The 18,892-nt window shown below is 59.5% G+C and carries 21 protein-coding genes and 2 tRNA genes; 9 read left to right on the forward strand and 14 right to left on the reverse strand.

Features of this window, described 5'->3' with window-relative positions; translation table 11 throughout:
• Positions 1 to 75: 75 nt before the first annotated feature.
• The 4 genes from rlmB (at position 76) to ACR0M9_RS06930 (ending at position 2,367) form a co-directional block, all read left to right on the forward strand.
• The gene (gene rlmB, locus ACR0M9_RS06915) at positions 76 to 846 is read left to right on the forward strand and encodes a 23S rRNA (guanosine(2251)-2'-O)-methyltransferase RlmB (protein ID WP_480582970.1); all 771 of its coding nucleotides are present in this window, start codon (positions 76 to 78) and stop codon (positions 844 to 846) included.
• A gap of 15 nt (positions 847 to 861) precedes the next feature.
• The gene (locus tag ACR0M9_RS06920; protein WP_267363344.1) at positions 862 to 1,143 is read left to right on the forward strand and encodes a hypothetical protein; all 282 of its coding nucleotides are present in this window, start codon (positions 862 to 864) and stop codon (positions 1,141 to 1,143) included.
• A gap of 98 nt (positions 1,144 to 1,241) precedes the next feature.
• Positions 1,242 to 1,700: a YHS domain-containing (seleno)protein gene (locus ACR0M9_RS06925; protein WP_480492722.1), complete on the forward strand. Its 459-nt coding sequence runs from the start codon at positions 1,242 to 1,244 to the stop codon at positions 1,698 to 1,700.
• A 196-nt stretch (positions 1,701 to 1,896) separates the two neighbouring features.
• Positions 1,897 to 2,367: a CoA-binding protein gene (locus ACR0M9_RS06930; RefSeq protein WP_480773176.1), complete on the forward strand. Its 471-nt coding sequence runs from the start codon at positions 1,897 to 1,899 to the stop codon at positions 2,365 to 2,367.
• Here ACR0M9_RS06930 and ACR0M9_RS06935 read toward each other — a convergent pair.
• The 3 genes from ACR0M9_RS06935 to hisF all read right to left on the reverse strand — a co-directional run bounded on the left by ACR0M9_RS06935 (position 2,364) and on the right by hisF (position 4,081).
• The gene (locus tag ACR0M9_RS06935) at positions 2,364 to 2,936 is read right to left on the reverse strand and encodes a hypothetical protein (protein ID WP_480481908.1); all 573 of its coding nucleotides are present in this window, start codon (positions 2,934 to 2,936) and stop codon (positions 2,364 to 2,366) included. The two genes, ACR0M9_RS06930 and ACR0M9_RS06935, sit on opposite strands and share 4 nt — an antisense overlap.
• 69 nt (positions 2,937 to 3,005) lie before the next feature.
• Entirely contained in the window at positions 3,006 to 3,323 is a 318-nt protein-coding gene (locus ACR0M9_RS06940; RefSeq protein WP_480481906.1) for a phosphoribosyl-ATP diphosphatase, read from the reverse strand.
• Complete coding sequence (gene hisF, locus ACR0M9_RS06945; protein WP_209504552.1) at positions 3,320 to 4,081, reverse strand: imidazole glycerol phosphate synthase subunit HisF; 762 nt, start codon at positions 4,079 to 4,081, stop codon at positions 3,320 to 3,322. The genes ACR0M9_RS06940 and hisF overlap by 4 nt, the downstream gene beginning before the upstream one ends.
• A 117-nt stretch (positions 4,082 to 4,198) precedes the next feature.
• Here hisF and ACR0M9_RS06950 point away from each other — a divergent pair, with 117 nt between their 5' ends.
• The gene (locus tag ACR0M9_RS06950; RefSeq protein WP_267363290.1) at positions 4,199 to 4,645 is read left to right on the forward strand and encodes a DUF302 domain-containing protein; all 447 of its coding nucleotides are present in this window, start codon (positions 4,199 to 4,201) and stop codon (positions 4,643 to 4,645) included.
• A gap of 4 nt (positions 4,646 to 4,649) precedes the next feature.
• Here ACR0M9_RS06950 and hisA read toward each other — a convergent pair whose 3' ends face one another.
• Positions 4,650 to 5,369 carry a 1-(5-phosphoribosyl)-5-[(5-phosphoribosylamino)methylideneamino]imidazole-4-carboxamide isomerase gene (hisA, locus tag ACR0M9_RS06955; RefSeq protein WP_480773177.1) on the reverse strand — a complete coding sequence of 240 codons (720 nt, stop codon included), beginning with the start codon at positions 5,367 to 5,369 and terminating at the stop codon, positions 4,650 to 4,652.
• A gap of 134 nt (positions 5,370 to 5,503) precedes the next feature.
• Here hisA and ACR0M9_RS06960 point away from each other — a divergent pair, with 134 nt between their 5' ends.
• On the forward strand, positions 5,504 to 5,905 hold the full coding sequence (locus tag ACR0M9_RS06960) for a DUF2147 domain-containing protein (RefSeq protein ID WP_480773178.1): 402 nt from the start codon (positions 5,504 to 5,506) through the stop codon (positions 5,903 to 5,905).
• A 3-nt stretch (positions 5,906 to 5,908) separates the two neighbouring features.
• Here the strand turns inward: ACR0M9_RS06960 and hisH are convergent, their stop codons facing one another.
• A complete protein-coding gene (gene hisH, locus ACR0M9_RS06965; RefSeq protein WP_480537406.1) occupies positions 5,909 to 6,547 on the reverse strand; it encodes an imidazole glycerol phosphate synthase subunit HisH in 639 nt (212 codons plus the stop codon).
• The gene (gene hisB, locus ACR0M9_RS06970; protein WP_480481897.1) at positions 6,548 to 7,135 is read right to left on the reverse strand and encodes an imidazoleglycerol-phosphate dehydratase HisB; all 588 of its coding nucleotides are present in this window, start codon (positions 7,133 to 7,135) and stop codon (positions 6,548 to 6,550) included. It lies immediately after the preceding gene.
• Between the two features lie 154 nt (positions 7,136 to 7,289).
• Between hisB and ACR0M9_RS06975 the strand changes: the two genes are divergently transcribed.
• Positions 7,290 to 7,529 carry an Lrp/AsnC family transcriptional regulator gene (locus tag ACR0M9_RS06975; RefSeq protein WP_480482339.1) on the forward strand — a complete coding sequence of 80 codons (240 nt, stop codon included), beginning with the start codon at positions 7,290 to 7,292 and terminating at the stop codon, positions 7,527 to 7,529.
• Here the strand turns inward: ACR0M9_RS06975 and ACR0M9_RS06980 are convergent.
• The 3 genes from ACR0M9_RS06980 to ACR0M9_RS06990 form a co-directional block, all read right to left on the reverse strand.
• Entirely contained in the window at positions 7,526 to 8,455 is a 930-nt protein-coding gene (locus tag ACR0M9_RS06980) for a GNAT family N-acetyltransferase (RefSeq protein WP_480528528.1), read from the reverse strand. The genes ACR0M9_RS06975 and ACR0M9_RS06980 overlap by 4 nt on opposite strands.
• Positions 8,456 to 8,477: 22 nt before the next feature.
• Positions 8,478 to 8,552, reverse strand: a tRNA-Gly gene (locus ACR0M9_RS06985).
• A 33-nt stretch (positions 8,553 to 8,585) separates the two neighbouring features.
• Positions 8,586 to 8,660: transfer RNA gene (locus ACR0M9_RS06990), tRNA-Gly, on the reverse strand.
• Between the two features lie 150 nt (positions 8,661 to 8,810).
• On the opposite strand from ACR0M9_RS06990, the gene ACR0M9_RS06995 reads away from it, so the two are divergent.
• Positions 8,811 to 8,963 (forward strand): hypothetical protein, encoded by a 153-nt coding sequence (locus ACR0M9_RS06995; RefSeq protein ID WP_480773179.1) that lies wholly within the window; start codon positions 8,811 to 8,813, stop codon positions 8,961 to 8,963.
• A 15-nt stretch (positions 8,964 to 8,978) separates the two neighbouring features.
• On the opposite strand, the gene ACR0M9_RS07000 is transcribed toward ACR0M9_RS06995, so the two are convergent.
• The 4 genes from ACR0M9_RS07000 to ACR0M9_RS07015 form a co-directional block, all read right to left on the reverse strand.
• Positions 8,979 to 9,362: an MAPEG family protein gene (locus ACR0M9_RS07000; RefSeq protein WP_480773180.1), complete on the reverse strand. Its 384-nt coding sequence runs from the start codon at positions 9,360 to 9,362 to the stop codon at positions 8,979 to 8,981.
• A 78-nt stretch (positions 9,363 to 9,440) separates the two neighbouring features.
• Positions 9,441 to 12,878 (reverse strand): pyruvate carboxylase, encoded by a 3,438-nt coding sequence (locus ACR0M9_RS07005; RefSeq protein ID WP_480773181.1) that lies wholly within the window; start codon positions 12,876 to 12,878, stop codon positions 9,441 to 9,443.
• A 154-nt stretch (positions 12,879 to 13,032) separates the two neighbouring features.
• The gene (locus ACR0M9_RS07010; RefSeq protein WP_480773182.1) at positions 13,033 to 14,160 is read right to left on the reverse strand and encodes an alpha-hydroxy acid oxidase; all 1,128 of its coding nucleotides are present in this window, start codon (positions 14,158 to 14,160) and stop codon (positions 13,033 to 13,035) included.
• 39 nt (positions 14,161 to 14,199) lie between these two features.
• Positions 14,200 to 15,975, reverse strand: coding sequence for a sensor domain-containing diguanylate cyclase (locus ACR0M9_RS07015; protein WP_480773183.1), 1,776 nt, complete (start codon positions 15,973 to 15,975; stop codon positions 14,200 to 14,202).
• Between the two features lie 180 nt (positions 15,976 to 16,155).
• Here ACR0M9_RS07015 and ACR0M9_RS07020 point away from each other — a divergent pair, with 180 nt between their 5' ends.
• Positions 16,156 to 18,552, forward strand: a complete 2,397-nt coding sequence (locus ACR0M9_RS07020) for an ATP-dependent helicase (protein WP_480773184.1) — start codon at positions 16,156 to 16,158, stop codon at positions 18,550 to 18,552.
• Between the two features lie 4 nt (positions 18,553 to 18,556).
• Here ACR0M9_RS07020 and ACR0M9_RS07025 read toward each other — a convergent pair whose 3' ends face one another.
• Complete coding sequence (locus tag ACR0M9_RS07025) at positions 18,557 to 18,847, reverse strand: DUF1330 domain-containing protein (RefSeq protein ID WP_267363318.1); 291 nt, start codon at positions 18,845 to 18,847, stop codon at positions 18,557 to 18,559.
• Positions 18,848 to 18,892 lie beyond the last annotated feature (45 nt).

Consider the following 18,892-nt stretch of genomic DNA (forward strand, 5'->3'; position numbering starts at 1 on the left):
CGCACCAAAGGAGCGTCAACAGGAAAATTTCCCTTTGGCGCAGGAAACCGAATTCCCGGCCCGGAGGCCCTTGAAATGAAGAAACCCAAATGGGTCGTCGAAAAGGAACAGGCGCGCAAAGCTGCTGCTGCGGAAACAGTCTGGCTGTTTGGCCTGCACGCGGTTCGCGATGCGCTGATGAACCCAAAACGGCAAAAACTACGCCTGATGGTGACGCGGAATGCGTGTGACAAACTGGCGGAAGCTATTGAATTTGCGGGGATCGAGGCCGAGATGGTCGACCCGCGCAAGTTTTCTGCGCCCATCGATTCTGGATCCGTGCACCAGGGCGCGGCGCTGGAGGTCAAGCCGTTGGAATGGGGCAGTCTGGCAGATAACTGCATCGGTCGCGAAAACCCTCGCGTCATTCTGCTGGACCGGGTCACCGACCCGCACAATGTCGGGGCGATTCTGCGCTCGGCCGAAGTTCTGGGGGCCAGTGCTGTGATCGGCACACGCCACCATTCCGCGCCCGAGACCGGGGCACTGGCAAAAACCGCCAGCGGTGCGCTTGAGCGGCAGCCTTATCTGCGGGTGCGCAACCTTGCGGACGCGATTGTCGAGCTTCAGGGCATGGGCTTTCTGGTCCTTGGGCTGGACGGAGAAGCCGACATGACAATCGAAGGTGCGCTAAGCGATGGCCGTGACCGCCCTGTCGCGCTTGTGCTGGGCGCGGAAGGTCCGGGCTTGCGGCAGAAGACAAAGGAAACCGTGGATCAGTTGGTTAAAATTGACGCAGCCGGGGGATTTGGTTCGCTGAACGTCTCAAATGCTGCGGCAATCGCCTTATATGCGTCGCGACCCTGAGCAAAGGAGAGCGTCATTCCCGGTCCTGCCAAAATCGCGACCTGCTGCTATTGCGGCACCCGGGCTGCCTTGATCCTGAAAGGCAAGGAACGGCACGAGCTTAGCTGCTCCAGCTGTGGAGCGCCGCTGCACAACCTGAAGATGCTGCCCGCGCGGAAAGTACACAAACCCGAACCGCTGCGCGTAGCTGTGTCTCATGCTGCCCCTCGGAAAGCAAAGCGCAAAAAGAGGAAGAAGACCATGCTTGCGCGCGTGTTCGACGAAGCATGGGACGTGATCGAAGACATCTTTGACTAAGTTTCAACTGGCGAACACTCGTTCACATCCGCGTCAACAGGGGTTCCGAAAAACGCGAAAAGTTGCATCTTGATGGTCTTGAATGTGCAGATTCCCATATGACGATGCTGAACCGACGTACTTTTATGAGCTCGCTGAGCACTGTATTGCTGGCTCCTGCCGTGTTTGCGCAGGACAATCCCGTGTATTACGCCACTGACGGTGTGGCGTTGGCGGGGTATGATCCCGTGTCCTATTTTGACAGCGACGCGCCTTCAAAAGGGGCACCCGAAAACGCGGTCATGTGGAAGGGCGCCCGGTGGCATTTCAAATCGCAGGCAAATCGCGAGCTCTTTGAAGGCAACCCGCGCGCCTTTGCGCCGCAGTTCGGTGGTTATTGCTCGTACGGGATGGCGATGGGTGTGTTGAAAAGCACGGATCCGAATACGTGGCAGGTGGTCGATGGGCGTCTTTACCTGACGCATTCACCCGCGGTCGAGGAAATCTGGCAGCAGAATCAAACAGGATACATTGCGATGGCAGAAGAAAACTGGCCCGCAATTCTCTATGGGGAGTAGGCAGGGTTCAGCTAATTGTGAAAAGTCATCACAAAAATGCGCCACCCCTCTTTTTTTTAACGGATCCATGCTTAAATGTCACAGTGACCGCGGAACGGAACTGCCGCGGGTCATTTCACTGTCCCTCGTTCCAACAACTGGCGCCCAAGCTTTCTTGGGCGCTTTTTTCTTTTTGGAACCCTGTTAAGGATAGGGCATGCCAGACTATTCCGATCAGCACCTTAAGGCTATTTTGCAACGCACCAAGACGGTGGCCGTTGTCGGCGTTTCCATGAACCCTGTGCGACCCAGCTATTACGTGGCGCGCTATTTGTCGCTGAAAGGGTTCAAGGTGATTCCCGTCAATCCGGGCCACGCGGGCAAAGACCTGTTTGGTCAGACGGTTCGCGGCAGCCTGTCAGAGATCTCCGAGCCTGTAGACATGGTGGACATTTTCCGGCGGTCCGAGGCCGTGCCACCCATTGTAGATGAGGCGCTGGAGGCTTTCCCGTCGCTCGGTACGATCTGGATGCAGATTGGCGTGGAACACCCTGAAGCGGCGGCAAAGGCCCAGGCCCGTGGCGTGGATGTGGTGATGAACCGCTGCCCCAAGATCGAATATCAGCGCCTGTTTGGCGAATTGCGCATGGGCGGATTTTCGACCGGGATCATTTCGTCCAAGCTTTAGGGTTTGGCGGGGACGTAAGGTTTCAGCCGCGCCACCTGTTCCTTCCGCCGCTTTTCCAGCACCACGTCGCGCGGAACCCAGTCATACCGGGTATCCTCGACCAGCGGAGACCAGAACAACACGCCGCCATAACGCCACGGGTCCAATACGACACCGTCATACAGCGTCGCACCTTTACCGCTGATGATTGCGGTGCTGTGGTCGATCCGCGTCGGGTTGTCCGCGTTTGCAATGGCACGGTGCAGCTCCAGTGTCCGGAAGTTTTCCTGTTTCAGCCGCCGCTCGATATCCTCGGCCCAATGCCAGCACAGCCCACGCGGGCGCAGCCCCTTGTTGACCTTCATGTTATGGATCAGGGGCGGGTCTGTGATCTGGTATTCCTCGACCAGCTGAGCGGTATAGGCGTAAGCAATTCCAGCTGCGCGTCGGGCCTCCTCAGGGTCGATATCCGGGCCAAGGCCCTGAATCTCCGTGGCGAGCCGCTGCACCTCATCCCCGGTCGAGCGCGGCGGCGCGGCGCAGCCAGCGACGATGGCAAGGGTTGCCACAAGCATCAAAATTCGGATCATAACGCGCCTTCGCCCTGACAGTCTGGCATCCGAGTATAACGGCCCAGGAGCCAGTGCGGAACCCGGACGTTACCCTTTGGGGCGGGCAGCTTTTTCGGCGATACCGCTGGTGCCCTGACGGCGGTCCAGCTCGGCCAGAACATCATCCAGCGCCACGTCCCGCGCGGCCAGCATGACCAGAAGGTGATACAACACGTCCGCCGCTTCCGAGGTCAGCTTAACCTGATCCCCTTTTACGGCTTCGATGATGGCCTCTATGGCCTCTTCACCGAATTTCTCGGCGCATTTCTCAGGGCCTTTCGCAAGCAGCTTGGCCGTCCAGCTGCTTTCGGGATCAGCCCCCTTGCGTGCCTCGATCGTGGCGGCCAGATCGTGCAAGATGCTCATGTCAGCCTCATGGGGATGCCAGCGGCGGCCATATGTTCCTTGGCCTCGCGGATGGTGTATTCGCCGAAATGGAAAATCGATGCCGCCAACACGGCGCTTGCACCGCCCTTGGTGACGCCCTCGACCAGATGGTCCAAAGTACCAACACCGCCCGAGGCGATCACGGGCACATCCACCGCGTCGGAAATGGCGCGGGTCAGCGGCAGGTTGAACCCGGATTTGGTGCCGTCGCGGTCCATCGAGGTCAGCAGGATTTCACCGGCCCCCTTGGAGACCACGGTTCTTGCAAAGGCAACCGCATCAATGCCGGTGGGTTTGCGCCCACCATGGGTAAAGATCTCCCACTTGCCGGGGCTGACGGTCTTGGCGTCGATGGCGCAGACAATGCACTGACTGCCGAACTGATCTGCCGCTTCGGCAATCACATCCGGATTGGCAACCGCGGCCGAGTTGAAGCTGACCTTGTCCGCCCCCGCCAGCAGCAAGGCGCGCACATCGTCTTTTGTTCGCACCCCACCGCCCACGGTCAGCGGCACGAAACACTGTTCCGCCGTACGCTGCACCACATCGAACATGGTGCCGCGATTCTCGTGGGTCGCGTGAATGTCGAGAAAGCAGATCTCGTCCGCTCCGGCAGCATCATAGGCCTTGGCCGATTCCACCGGGTCGCCTGCATCGCGCAGTCCCACGAAATTCACGCCTTTGACCACTCGGCCATCGGCAACATCAAGGCAGGGAATGATCCGGGTTTTCAGCATAGGATATCCTTTATGGGCGCACCTCTAGCGGCAAAGCCCTGCCGATGCCAGACTTGTGATTGTGAGAGGTCTCTATTCTGTGAAAACTGGGGTGAATTTCACAGAAGGAATATCGATATGCGTAGACTGATACTGGCTTGTGTTTTTTCAATCGGAGGCGCGCTGACCGCAATGGCAGATGATCTGATCAAGGTTCAAACCGACAAATCCGTGGCCGAGGCGCTGGACGCGCTGGAAGCCGCCGTCGGAAATGCAGGCGCAACCGTGTTTGCCCGCATCGACCACGCGGCCGGGGCGGAAAAGATCGGTACGTCCATTCCTGCCAATCAGGTGCTGATCTTCGGCAACCCGGCGCTGGGTACGCCAGCCATGCAGATCGACCCGCGCGCCGGGCTGTTTCTGCCTCTCAAGGTGCAGGCGTACGAAGACTCCAATGGCCAGGTCTGGCTGATCTATGAAGACCCGAAAGAGACATTGGACGACCTGAACGATGTCGACAAATCACCGGTCATCGAAAAGATGCGCGGTGCACTGGCCAAGCTGACCGCCGCAGCCGCGCAATAACCGATCACGACAGGGCGCGGATGGCCTCGGCCAGGTCAATTGCGCCATCATAAAGCGCCCGGCCTGAAATCGCGCCGTTCAGCGCAACGCCGCAATCGCGAAGGGCGATCAGGTCGTCCAGCGAACTGACACCGCCCGAGGCGATCACAGGGATGGAAACGGCCTGTGCCAGGGCAGCGGTCGCTTCGATGTTCGGGCCCTGCATGGCACCGTCGCGATTGATATCGGTGTAGATGATTGCCGCAACGCCCGCGTCTTCGAAACTACGGGCCAGATCGGTGACCTGAACATTGGTCTCTTCGGCCCAGCCCTTGGTGGCCACCATGCCATTGCGTGCGTCGATGCCGACAGCGACCTTGCCGGGAAAGGCTTTGGCTGCTTCGCGCACCAGATCTGGATTTTCGACAGCGACAGTGCCCAAAATGACCCGCGCCAGCCCCTTCTCGATCCATGTTTCGATCGTGGCCATGTCGCGGATGCCACCACCCAGTTGCGCAGGCACCTTGCACGCTTTCAGAATTGCCTCAACCGGTGCTGCGTTGACCGGCTCGCCTGCGAATGCACCGTTCAGGTCGACCAGATGCAGCCATTCGCACCCCGCCTCGACAAAGGCACGGGCCTGAGCGGCCGGGTCTTCGTTGAACACGGTGGCCTTGTCCATTTCACCACGCAGCAGGCGTACGGCCTGGCCGTCTTTGAGGTCGATGGCGGGGTAGAGGATCATGTCGGGCGGCCCTATATCACTGTTACACGCGCGGGATATCGCACAAGCAGGGCAGGGGATGCAACGCGACGCTGGGTCATTCTTGCCCGCCGCCCATTAGCGGGTCAGACTGCCCACAAAACAGGGAGAAAATCATGAAGACTTCTACTCTTTCAGCGGGCTTGATGCTGCTTGCTACAGCTGCTTTTGCAGACGATCCGGTTGACGGCCTGTGGAAAACCGCGCCGGGCGACACGGGTGGCTATCTGCATGTGACGATTTCCGAATGCGGTAGTGCGATCTGCGGCACCATCGACAGCGCGTTCGACGCGGATGGCAACCAGCAGCTGGAATATGAGAACCTTGGCAAAAAGATCATCTGGGACATGGTCCCCGAAGGGGGCGGCAGCTATGACAGCGGTAAGATCTGGGCCCCCGACCGGGACAAAACCTACAACTCGAAAATGTCTCTGGACGGCCAGAACAAGCTGACCGTCAAGGGCTGCGTGGCGGGCGGTCTGATCTGTCGCGGGCAAACCTGGACGCGGGTTCAGTAAGCCTCAGGGCTTCCAGGTCAGGAAGTTGCCCAGCATACGCAGGCCAACATCCTGGCTTTTTTCGGGGTGAAACTGCATCCCAACCATCGTGTCGCGGCCAATCACGGCCGTGACGTCCTGCCCGTATTCCACATAAGCCAATCGCTGCGCCGGGTCGGACACGCGAAAATGGTAGGAATGGACGAAATAGGTGTGATCGCCTGATTTCACCCCGGCAAAGATCGGGTGATCGCTTTCCAGAACCAGATCGTTCCAGCCCATATGCGGCACTTTCAAAGCGGCATCTGACGGTTCGATTCGAACAACATCGCCTGCCACCCAGCCCAGACCATCGGTCTCGGTGTATTCATGGCCTTTGGTTGCCATCAGTTGCATGCCAACGCAGATGCCCAGAAACGGGCGGCCCTTCTGTTCGACCGCTTCGACCATCGCGTCATAAATACCCTTGTGGCCGCGCAGCTCGGCAGCACAGGCCGGGAAGGCACCATCACCGGGCAGAACCAGTCGGTCCGCGCGCGCAACGACATCCGCGTCCGAGGTGACAACAACGTCACCAGCGCCGACCTCTTGCGCCATGCGCTGAAACGCCTTTTCCGCTGAATGCAGATTGCCGCTTTCGTAATCAATTATGGCTGTGAGCATTTACAACGCGCCCTTGGTCGACGGAATCGCATCCGCTTTGCGCGGATCGGTCTCAACCGCATCCCTCAACGCGCGTGCAACGGCCTTGAACGCGGCCTCGGCGATGTGGTGACTGTTGAAGCCGTGCAACTGGTCGATATGCAGGGTGATGCCGCCATGGGTGCTGAGCGCCTGAAAAAACTCGCGCACCAGTTCTGTGTCGAACGTACCGATCTTTTGCGTCGGCAGATCGACATTCCAGATCAGGAACGGGCGGCCCGACAGGTCCAGCGCACAGCGCACTTGCGCGTCATCCATCGGCAGATGGCATTCGCCATAGCGCCGGATACCCTTCTTGTCGCCCAGGGCCTGTGTCAAAGCCTGACCCAGCGCGATGCCGGTATCCTCGACCGTGTGGTGATCGTCGATGTGATAGTCGCCCTTGGCGCGGATTGTCATATCGATCAACGAGTGGCGCGCCAGCTGGTCCAGCATATGGTCAAAGAACCCGACGCCGGTCTGATTGTCATATGTACCGGTGCCATCCAGATTGACCGAGACCGAAATTTCGGTTTCGGCAGTCTTGCGGCTGATCGAAGCGGTGCGCATGGGCAAATTCCTTTTGCTACAGGCGCGCTTATAGACGGGGTGGGGTGGGTTGATCCAGACCATGCGTTGCAATCGCTGCAAACTGTTGCAAGGGATTGCACCCGGCCCGGCACCATGTCAGCTTGCAGACAACATGAACCAACAGGGCCAAGCCATGTCCACCTGCGTATTCATCCAGATCCGCTGCAAACCCGGCACCACCTACAAGGTCGCCGAGGAAATCGCCCTGCGCGAAATACACTCAGAGCTTTATTCTACCAGCGGTGAGTTTGATCTGATGCTCAAGCTCTACATCCCCGAAACCGAGGATGTGGGCCATTTCATCAACGAACACCTGCTGGTGATTCCCAATATCGAACGCTCGCTGACGACGATGACGTTCAAGGCGTTTTAACCCAGTTCAAAGGTGGTCACGCCATAGATGCGGGACAGGTCGATATCCGGCTGATCGCCGGAATACATCCGGGCGGTTTCGAACACTTTCGTAAGACCCAGCGCATCCGCCAAAGCAAAAGCAGCCGCGTTGGGCTGTGGCATGTCGATGAAAACCGCTTGGTCGCTGGCTGTTGCTGATACGGCAGTCAAAAGACTGGCAAGCAGGCCCCGTGCGACACCGGCGTCATCTGCGAAAAGCGGCCCGATCTTGTACCCTGTCTTACACGGTCTCAAGGTGGCATATCCCCTGATCTGCTCCTCCACTGTACACACCCGTGAGATATGATTCGGCGCACTCAGCCAACCTGTTAGAAACGCGTCGCGCTGCGCAGGGAAGAGTTGCCGGTCATAGGCGAACAGCTCCGGCGATGGCTGACTGAGCGGGCTGATTGATGCGTCATCGCTCTGCCCTAGAGTGTCGAGAATGCCTCTGACAGTGCCGGTGAAGCGGTAATTGTTATAGGCAAAGGTGAAACCAGACTTGCGGTAATTGTGTTGCTGATCAACGACCCCGTCGAGCCCGATATTGCGCCCGGTTCGTTGCGCCAAAGCCTGATGCCAGATTTTCAGCCCGTAACCCGACCCCCGAAATTCCGGACGTACAATGTAAAATCCCAGAAACGAAAACGCATCACCATAGTCCACCACAGACACTGATGCGATCATCTCATCGTCCAGAAACCCGCCCAGAAACCCGTTGGGGTCGGTGCCGTAGAAACAGGCGGCGTCGTGGTGGCCGGGGTTCCAGCCCTCTTGGCCTGCCCAGTCGACAGCGGTCTGCATTTCATCCGCAGTCAGGGGGCGAATGACATAGTCGGACATAAGCATTTCCCGTGCGTGATTGAAACCATAGCCACAATGGCGCAATGCCAACGAAAGAACCATATGTTTGGGAAAACTTGGTATCTGGAGCGGGCGAGGCGATTCGAACGCCCGACCCTAACCTTGGCAAGGTTATGCTCTACCCCTGAGCTACGCCCGCATCAGATACATATGTGGTCCGAAGACCTCTCAATGGAGCGGGCGAGGCGATTCGAACGCCCGACCCTAACCTTGGCAAGGTTATGCTCTACCCCTGAGCTACGCCCGCGCCGTTGAGTGAGGAGGGATGTATAAATTCCCACGCGGGGCTGCAAGCGGAAAAACACAAAAAGCGGGAAAAATCTTTTCGACGGAATCCGGCCCGTGACCCGTTCAACCCGTAACTCAAATCAACAAAACACAGGCAGGAGGTGCCGTCATGATATCCGTTGAAGACCTGAAGATCGTGATGCTTGCCGCGATGATTCTGATCGGCGCTGCCATCCTGAAACCGGATCGGCATGAACATGACCGGTTCACACCGGTTCTGCTGGGCGCACCGCAGATCGAAACAACCGTTCTGGCAGGGTAACACCCGCCAGATTGCCTAAAGCGCCAGAATCAAGTTTGCAAAAGCCGCACCCAGAATGGCGAGGAAGGTCAGGCTCATGCCGGCCTGCCGCAGGATGACGATCTGTGGCGTCCGTCCAAATCCGTACGCATGCAAAAGACGCCCCGCCAGCAACATCAGCCCCAGCAGATGGACCAAAACCCCGGCCGCGCCCTGCAACTCGACCATAGCAATCAGCAGCAGGGAAATCGGGGCGTATTCGGCGCAGTTCGAGTGTGTCCGTATCGCCTTGATCATCAGCTTGCTGCCACCATCCCCGACCGAGATTCTGTCGCTGCGCCGTTGCAGGATCACTTTGACGCTGAGTGTGACGTAGAGAAGTGCGACCAAGGCCGCATAGATCGGGGTGATTGCAAGCATAATGGGTCTCCGCTCAATCATAGAAAAAGGCCGTGCGGTCTCCCACACGGCCTGATGAACATTAGGTTGTTTTCCGACTTATTCCAGTTCGATCAGAAGGTCCTTTGCGTCAATCTGGCCGCCGGGCTGGATATGCACCGCTTTGACGGTCGCGTCGCGTTCGGCGTGGATGCCGGTTTCCATCTTCATCGCCTCGATGGTCAGCAGCATATCGCCTTCCTTGACCTGCTGGCCCGCGGTCACAGTGACTGTGGCCACAACACCGGGCATCGGCGCACCGACATGATCGGGGTTGCCGACCTCGGCCTTGGGGCGCGCCTGAGTGGTTGATGTGACCATCCGGTTCGGCACCCGGATCACACGCGGCTGGCCGTTGAGCTCAAAGAACACTTTGACCTCGCCTTTTTCGTCCGTCTCGCCGATGGCCTGACACCGGATTTCCAGCGTCTTGCCGGGGTCGATTTCGGCCGTGATCTCTTCGCCGGGCTCCATACCGTAGAAGAAGGTGCGCGTGGGCAGGGTGCGGACCGGGCCGTAAATCCGGTGACGGCCCATGTAATCCAGAAACACCTTGGGATACATCAGGTACCCGTTCAGATCCTCGTCATCGACCTCTTTGCCTTCCAACTGCTTGGACAGCTCGGCGCGGGTGGCCTCAAGATCGACGGCAGGCACGTCCTTGCCGGGGCGCTGCGTGTTGGGGGCCTCGTCTTTCAGCACCTTCTTGATGATGGTGTTCGGGAAGCCGCCCGGAGGCTGACCCAGATTGCCGCGCATCATGTCGACGACCGAGTCGGGGAAGGCCACATCTGTCGCCGGATCCTCGACCTGCTCGCGGGTCAGGCCCTGACTGACCATCATCAGCGCCATGTCGCCAACAACCTTCGACGAGGGCGTTACCTTTACGATATCACCGAACATCTGGTTTACATCGGCGTACATCTGCGCGACCTCGTGCCAGCGCTCTTCCAGACCCAGACTGCGCGCCTGCGCCTTGAGGTTGGTGAACTGACCACCCGGCATCTCGTGCAGATACACCTCGGACGCCGGGGCCTGGAGGCTTGATTCGAAGGCCGCATACTGTCCGCGCACGGCCTCGAAGTAATCGCTGATCTCGCGGATCGCCTTGATGTCCAGCCCGGTGTCACGGTCAGTATGGCGCAGCGCCTCGACCACGGTGCCCAGCGTTGCCTGGGACGTGTTGCCGCTGAAGCTGTCCATCGCGCAATCCACCGCGTCCACACCCGCTTCAGAGGCGGCAAGGATGGTCGCGCTGGCGATACCGGCCGTGTCATGGGTGTGGAAGTGGATCGGCAGTCCAACCTCTTCCTTCAGCGCCCGGATCAGAATCTTGGCCGAGGCTGGTTTCAGCAAGCCCGCCATATCCTTCAGACCCAGAACATGCGCGCCTGCGTCGCGCAACTCTTTGGCCATTCCGACATAGTATTTCAGGTTATATTTGGCGCGGTCAGGGTCCAGAATATCGCCAGTGTAACAAACGGTACCCTCGCAGATCTTGCCGCTGTCGATAACAGCATCCATCGCAACGCGCATGTTCTCGACCCAGTTCAGCGAGTCGAAGACGCGGAAAACGTCGATGTTCTTCGATGCCTGGCGCACGAACTCCTGCACCACGTTGTCGGGATAATTGGTGTACCCAACCCCGTTCGCGCCCCGCAGCAGCATCTGTGTCATCAGGTTCGGCATTGCCTCGCGCAGGTCGCGCAGACGCTGCCATGGGCATTCCTGCAGGAACCGGTAGGCCACGTCGAACGTCGCACCGCCCCAGCACTCGACCGAGAACAGCTGCGGCAGGTTCGCGGCATAGGTTGGCGCCACCTTGATCATGTCGATCGACCGCATCCGGGTCGCTAACAGCGACTGGTGCCCGTCGCGCATGGTGGTGTCGGTGATCAGCAGCTGCCGCTGCGCTTTCATCCAGTCCGCCACGGCCTGCGGGCCTTTCTGCTCCAGCAGGTTGCGCGTGCCCATCCGCGGCTCGGCCTTCTGCGCGGGGGGCTTGGCGACTTTCAGGTCGGCGCGCGGCTCGGGGCGGTCTTTGGTTTCGGGATGACCATTCACCGTGATATCGGCGATATAGGTCAGAACCTTGGTGCCCCGGTCGCGGCGGCGCTTGAAGGCAAACAGATCCGGCGTCGTGTCGATGAACTTGGTGGTGTATTCATTCGACAGGAAGGTCGGGTGCTTCAGCAGGTTGATGACGAAATCGATATTGGTGCTGACGCCGCGAATACGGAACTCGCGCAGGGCGCGGTCCATCCGGCTGATCGCCTTCTCGGGCGTCGGCGCCCAGGCGGTGACCTTTGTCAGCAGCGAGTCGTAATACCGCGTAATGACACCGCCCGCATACGCGGTTCCGCCATCCAGACGAATGCCCATGCCCGTGGCCGAGCGATAAGCGGTGATCCGACCATAGTCGGGGATGAAGTTGTTCTGCGGGTCTTCTGTGGTGATCCGTGTTTGCAGCGCGTGACCGTTCAGATGCACCTCGGCCTGACTTGCGGCACCGGTAGCTTCGGCCAGCGTTTTGCCCTCGGCAATCAGGATCTGCGCCTGAACGATGTCGATCCCGGTGACTTCTTCGGTGACCGTGTGTTCGACCTGGACCCGGGGATTCACCTCGATGAAGTAGAATTTGCCGGTCTCCATATCCATTAGGAACTCGACAGTGCCTGCGCATTCATAATTCACATGGGCGCAGATCTTACGGCCCAGTTCGCAAATCTCGGCGCGCTGTTCTTCGCTCAGGTAAGGGGCAGGGGCGCGTTCGACGACCTTCTGGTTCCGGCGCTGGACCGAACAGTCGCGTTCATAAAGGTGATAAATCTCACCATGCTTGTCGCCCAGAATCTGAACTTCGACATGGCGGGCACGGGTGATCATCTTTTCCAGATAACCCTCGCCATTGCCAAAGGCGGCCTCAGCCTCGCGGCGGCCTTCCAGAACCTTTTCTTCCAGCTCGTCTTCCGACTGGATCGGGCGCATCCCGCGTCCGCCGCCGCCCCAGGACGCCTTGAGCATAAGCGGGTATCCGATCTCGGCGGCCTCCTTGCGGATCGCGTCCATGTTATCACCCAAGACCTCGGTGGCCGGAATGACAGGCACACCGGCCGCAATGGCCACGCGCCGCGCGCTGGCCTTGTCGCCCAATGCGCGCATGGTCTCGGCCCGGGGGCCGATGAAGGTGATGCCGTTCTTGACACAGGCATCCACGAAATCCGGGTTTTCGGACAGCAGGCCATAGCCCGGATGGATCGCGTCCGCGCCGCAATGCTTGGCCACGCGGATGATCTCGTCAATCGACAGGTACGCCGCGACCGGACCCATGCCCTCGCCAATCTGATAGGCCTCATCCGCCTTGAACCGGTGCAGGCCCAGTTTGTCTTCTTCAGCGTAAACAGCGACGGTGCGTTTGCCCATCTCGTTTGCTGCGCGCATGACGCGGATGGCAATCTCGCCGCGATTGGCGATCAGGATCTTGTTGAAGTCTGTCATATCAGGTCCCGGTCTTTGGTGTTTGGGCGTCTTAATGGGCGGAGAATACGCACAGGTACATCCGTTCTTCTGGGTAGAACCGGCATGTTATCGCTCGCAAACGCCCTTTGGCCTTGGCACACTTATAGGGATGCCGCGTTGCAGCATCAATAATTTAGCGTTTCGTCTCAAACTGACACAGATCGGCCAGTCCCATCTGACCCATATTCGCGTGCAGATCCTGCCTCAGGATATCGATCACATGCGCGGGGCCTTTTGCGCCAAGTGCCGCAAGACCGTACAGAAATGCGCGTCCCAACATGACGAAATCTGCGCCCAGCGAAAGCGCACGCAGGATATCCAGCCCGCCTTCGACACCGCTGTCGAAAATCAGCGGCAGGCGGGTCGTGCTCCGGATTGCGGGAAGAACCTCGACGCTGGCCGGGGCTGCATCGAACTGTCGGCCCCCGTGATTCGACACCCACAGGGCGTCCACACCCACCTGTTCCAGCCTGTCTGTGTCCTCGGGGCGCAGTATGCCTTTCACGACGAACGGTCCGTCCCAATGATCGCGCAGCCATTTGACGTAATCCAGATCCGGCGAGGTCCGCAGCAGGTATCCGACATGGGCCGTCGGCGGCAGATCACCAGGGTCATCGATATACTTGTCCAGTGTGCGCATGTGCGGAACGCCGCTGCGCAGCATGCCCAGGGCCCATGCAGGTCTTTGCGCGATCTGTGCCAGCAGGCGCGGTGTCAGTTTCGGCGGCTGCCGCAGGCCCGAGCGCGTCTGCCGCTCCCTGCGCGAGGCGACAGGGACGTCAGCGGTCAGAACCAGAGTTCGAAATCCGGCCCCGCGCGCCCGGTTCAGCATGTCCATGCGAATTTCTGGGTCCCTTGGCGGGTACAGCTGGAACCACGCGTTCTCGCCCAGATACGGGGCCAGGTCTTCGGGGCTCTGACTGGCCACCGTCGATAGCGAATAGGGAATGCCTGCCTTGGCGGCGGCCTGTGCCAGCAACCGCTCTGCATCAGGCCAGACAAGCCCGGACATCCCGATCGGCGCAATACCGAAGGGCAAAGGACAGGTGCCGCCCAAGATTTTCACTGACGTATCGAATTCAAGCTCCCCATGCAGGATCGAGGGGCTCAGACGGACATCATCCAGCGCCTTTCGATTGCGATGCCGCGCCGTTTCTATCCCGGTGCCACTGTCGATGTATTCCCATACGAAGTGCGGCAGCCGACGGCGTGCGCGGCGTTTCAGATCGGGAATACCGGGATAAGTGCTGTGCAGGTCCATAAGGTTTGATCCGACCTGCGGGGCGATTCGGCAAGGTTTTCAAGCGGCTTCCGGCGATGGGCGTTTATCCGTTGCGGGAACGCGCCCGGCCTGCTCCAGCGCTCCGGCGGCGACGTGAACCTGATTGCGCCCCTTGTCCTTGGCGACATACAGCGCATCATCCGCGGCACGCATCAGATCCTGCGGCATGGTGCCGTGGGCGGGGTAATGCGCGACCCCGACCGAGATTGTGATACGGGGCAGGGCCTTTTCGCCATAGCGGACAATGACCGCCTCAACCGACTGGCGCAACTGCTCGGCCCGGGTCATGGCATCTTCGGGGCTGTTGTCGGGCAGGATCAGCATGAATTCCTCACCGCCGATGCGGCAGGCGATCTCGTCCCGGTCGCAGCCCTGTTCCAGCGCCGCGCCGACCGCGCGCAACACCATGTCTCCGGCGTCATGACCATGCGTGTCGTTGAATTTCTTGAAGTGATCGACGTCCACGGCAATCAGGCTCAGCGCGGCGCCGGTCTGCTGGCTGCGGCTGATGGCCTTGCGCAATGTCTCGGTCATGTGGCGGCGGTTGAACAGCCCGGTCAGCGGGTCGCGCACCGATTGGTCATGCAGCTGATCGCGCATACGGACATTGGCGATTGCCATGCTGATCTGTTCGGCGCACAGCTGCGCCAGCTTGCGGCTTTTATGGAAACAGGCCTCTCGCCCCTCAGCCGCGCGCAGATGCAACAGACCAACGGTTTCCCCGTGGGCCAGAATGGGAAAACAGAAATAGGGCCGCCCGTCATGCGGTTCGGCATGTTCGCAGACAAAATCGATCTCAGAAGCACCGAACTCATAAGTCCGGCCGCGCCTCAAACCCCAGCATCCTTCCGGATGGATATGAGACTTGTGCGTTCCCCCGTTCCAACTGGCACTCCCGTCCAGCACATCGCGCGAGTTGGAATAGACGTACACGCTCCCCTCGGCCTCGGGCAGGATATGGGTCATAAAGCGCGCCACCATGTCGAAAAGCTCATCCAGTGAGCGGCTTGATTGCAGCCACTCGTTCAACTCGCCCAGCAGGCGCACCTCACGCGCCAGGCGAAGCTGTTCTCCCATCAGTTCGCGTTCTTTCACGGCGCGCTTGTGTAGATCACGCATCTGACGGCGGTTGGTGCGGTGGACAATCAGGATGACCGTGGCCAGCGCCAGCAACGCGACGCTGCTCAGCAACGCCAGCGACAGACGCACGCGCGTGATGAACAGGGTTCTGAGATTGGTGATGTCCGAATAAAACTCGATAGCGCCAAGGAAAACGCCGTCTTTGATGATCGGTGTATAAACCTCGGCCACATGTCGGGTGAATGGGCCCGCATGTCCGGCGGGGTCATTGTCAATCGACTCAACCTCTGCCGCGGGTTTTTCCTCGTGGTTGTAAAAAACCCTTCCGGCGGCGACGACCGAATGGAAGTAATGTTTTGTGTTCACGGCCCCGACATCACTGGCCCGGGTCGACCAGAACACCTGACCGGACGCATCAAACAGCTTGAACCGGTAGATGTCCGAGGTTTCGGGCAGCAGCATCAGGAATTCCGCGTCATGCTCGTGCAGTTCATGGTACCGAAACGTTGCATCCAGATCGTTCAGATGGCTTTCGACCTGACGGCTTAGCTGCATGGCGTCTTTTCGCAAATCCGATTCCAACATGCGGTCCACAACCGGGGCAGGAGCCGCGTAGATGCCCCATCCCGCTGCCGCTGTCAGCGCGATCAGAATCAGGGTAACGCCCACAAGTTTCAGCCGTGACGACCCGCCCGTCAGTTCCTTCGCTTCCATCTGTTCCACTCCCACAGCAATGGAACCAGCATCCGGGCCAGGACTTGACAGAGGGTTAACAGCCCCACAGGGCAGCGGCATCTTTGTTTAGAATTGAATGCAAAAAGACGTGAAAAATCCTTGCGAACAAGCCGTGAACAAACTCTTTCCCTCGGCCTCCATCCGGCGTAGTTTGGGGTCATGAGCAGTTTTGACGAAATGGACGCCTTCGAAGGCGCATCCCTGTCGGCGCGGGCTATGGCCGTGCGCCCTTCGCCCTATCTGGATGAGCTGAACCCGGCGCAACGTGACGCGGTCGAACGCCTGGACGGCCCGGTTCTGATGCTGGCCGGGGCGGGGACGGGCAAGACCAAGGCGCTGACGGCCCGGATTGCGCATCTGCTCAACACAGCGCGCGCGCGCCCGAACGAGATACTGTCGGTGACCTTCACCAACAAAGCCGCGCGCGAGATGAAGGAACGAGTAGGCCGCCTGCTTGGCCAACCCGCCGAAGGAATGCCATGGCTGGGCACCTTCCATTCCATTTGCGTCAAACTGCTGCGCCGCCACGCGGAACTGGTCGATCTGAAATCGAACTTCACCATTCTGGACAGCGACGACCAGCTGCGCCTGCTCAAGCAATTGGTTCGCGCCGCCAATATCGATGACAAACGCTGGCCGGCACGAATGCTGGCGGGGATCATCGATGACTGGAAAAACCGTGCGCTGACGCCCGACAAGGTGCCTGCGGCGGATGCCGGGGCCTATAACAACAAGGGCATTGAACTTTATGCCCAGTACCAGACCCGTCTGCGCGAGCTGAATGCGGTGGATTTTGGTGACCTGCTGCTGCACATGGTCACGATTTTCCAGACCCACCCGGATGTTCTGGAACAATACCAGCGCTGGTTCCGCTACATCCTTGTGGACGAGTATCAGGACACCAACGTCGCCCAGTACCTGTGGTTGCGCCTGCTGGCCGGGGGGCACAAGAACATCTGCTGCGTGGGCGATGACGACCAGTCGATCTATGGCTGGCGCGGGGCCGAGGTCGGCAACATCCTGCGGTTCGAAAAGGACTTTCCCGGTGCCTACGTGGTGCGGCTGGAGCAGAACTATCGCTCGACCCCGCATATTCTGGCGGCTGCATCGAACGTCATTCGGGGGAACGAAAGCCGTTTGGGTAAGGAGCTTTGGACCGATGCCAAAGACGGCCACAAGGTCAACCTGATCGGCCATTGGGATGGCGAGGAAGAGGCCCGCTGGATCGGCGAGGAAATCGACGCGATGCAGGGCGGGACGCGCGGTATCCGCCCGATGAATCTTGATGAGATGGCGATTCTCGTGCGCGCCAGCCACCAGATGCGCGCGTTCGAGGACCGGTTCCTGACCATCGGTCTGCCCTACAAGGTGATCGGCGGCCCGCGTTTCTACGAGCGGATGGAGATCCGCGATGCCATGGCCTATTTCCGGCTGGTGGTCAGCCCCGAAGATGATCTGGCCTTCGAGCGGATCGTGAACACGCCGAAACGCGGATTGGGCGACAAGGCGCAGCAGACCATTCAGATTGTGGCGCGTGAGAATGGCGTGTCTCTGGTCGAAGGTGCGCGGATTGCAGTCGAAAACGGGCTGATTAAGGGCAAGGGCGGCAAAGCCCTGCGCGAATTGATCGACGGGTTGGCCCGGTGGAATGCGATGACACGCGGTCCCCGGATTGAAGTCGATGATGACACGGTTATTGATGACGGGGTTTCGCCGATCCGCTATGGCGCGCCCGAGCATACGCATATTGAGCTTGCACAGATCGTCCTCGACGAATCCGGCTACACGGCCCATTGGCAGAACGACAAGACCCCCGAAGCGCCGGGGCGTCTGGAAAACCTCAAGGAACTGGTCAACCAACTGGACAATTTCGAGAACCTGCAAGGGTTTCTGGAACATGTCAGCCTGGTCATGGACAATGAACAGGACGGTGACGGGGCCAAGGTCTCGATCATGACCCTGCACGCGGCCAAGGGGCTGGAGTTTCCCGTCGTCTTCCTGCCGGGGTGGGAAGACGGGCTTTTCCCCTCGCAACGGTCGATGGACGAAACCGGCCTCAAGGGGCTCGAGGAAGAACGCCGTCTGGCCTATGTCGGTATCACCCGCGCCGAAGAGGTTTGTACGATTTCCTTCGCCGCCAACCGGCGGGTATTCGGGCAATGGCAGAACTCGATGCCATCCCGGTTCATCGACGAATTGCCGGAAGATCACGTTGAGGTGCTGACACCTCCGGGCCTTTATGGCGGCGGCCATCAGACGGCGGGCATAGAAACCCGCGCGGCCGAAGCCAACGTCTATAACTCGCCGGGTTGGAGACGGTTGCAGGCGCGGCAGGGCCAATATGGCATGTCGCAACCCCGCGAAAGCCGCAACACGGTGATCGACGCCACCGCACTGGCCAGTTTCACGCTGGGCGAACGGGTGTTTCACCAGAAATTCGGCTACGGCGCGGTGATCGGGATAGAAGGTGACAAGGTCGAGGTCGATTTCGACAAGGCGGGCATCAAGAAAGTGGTCTCGCGTTTTCTGACCAACAAGGATGACGTCCCGTTCTGAGGCGTCATATCCCGTCGACCAGAACCAGATTGGTGGTTGCGGTGGCCTTTCGGATCTTCGCCAGTTCGATGTAATCCGGGTCGTCCTTCCAGGATTTCGCTGCTGCAAGATCCGGAAACTCCATCAACACAATCCCGCCTTCGGGCCAATCGCCTTCAATCCGTTCGACCGGTTTGGATGAGACCGTCAGCAGGCGACCGCCGTGGCGGTCGAAGATCGGCATGAAACCTGCCAGATAGCCCTGATATCCGTCCGGGTCGTGAATGTTGATCTGCGCAATGAAATAGGCGGCCATGGCGTCCTCCGCATCAGATGTCAGGACGCCATCCTACACCAGTGT

Source organism: Ruegeria sp. CH2 (genome assembly GCF_056537065.1).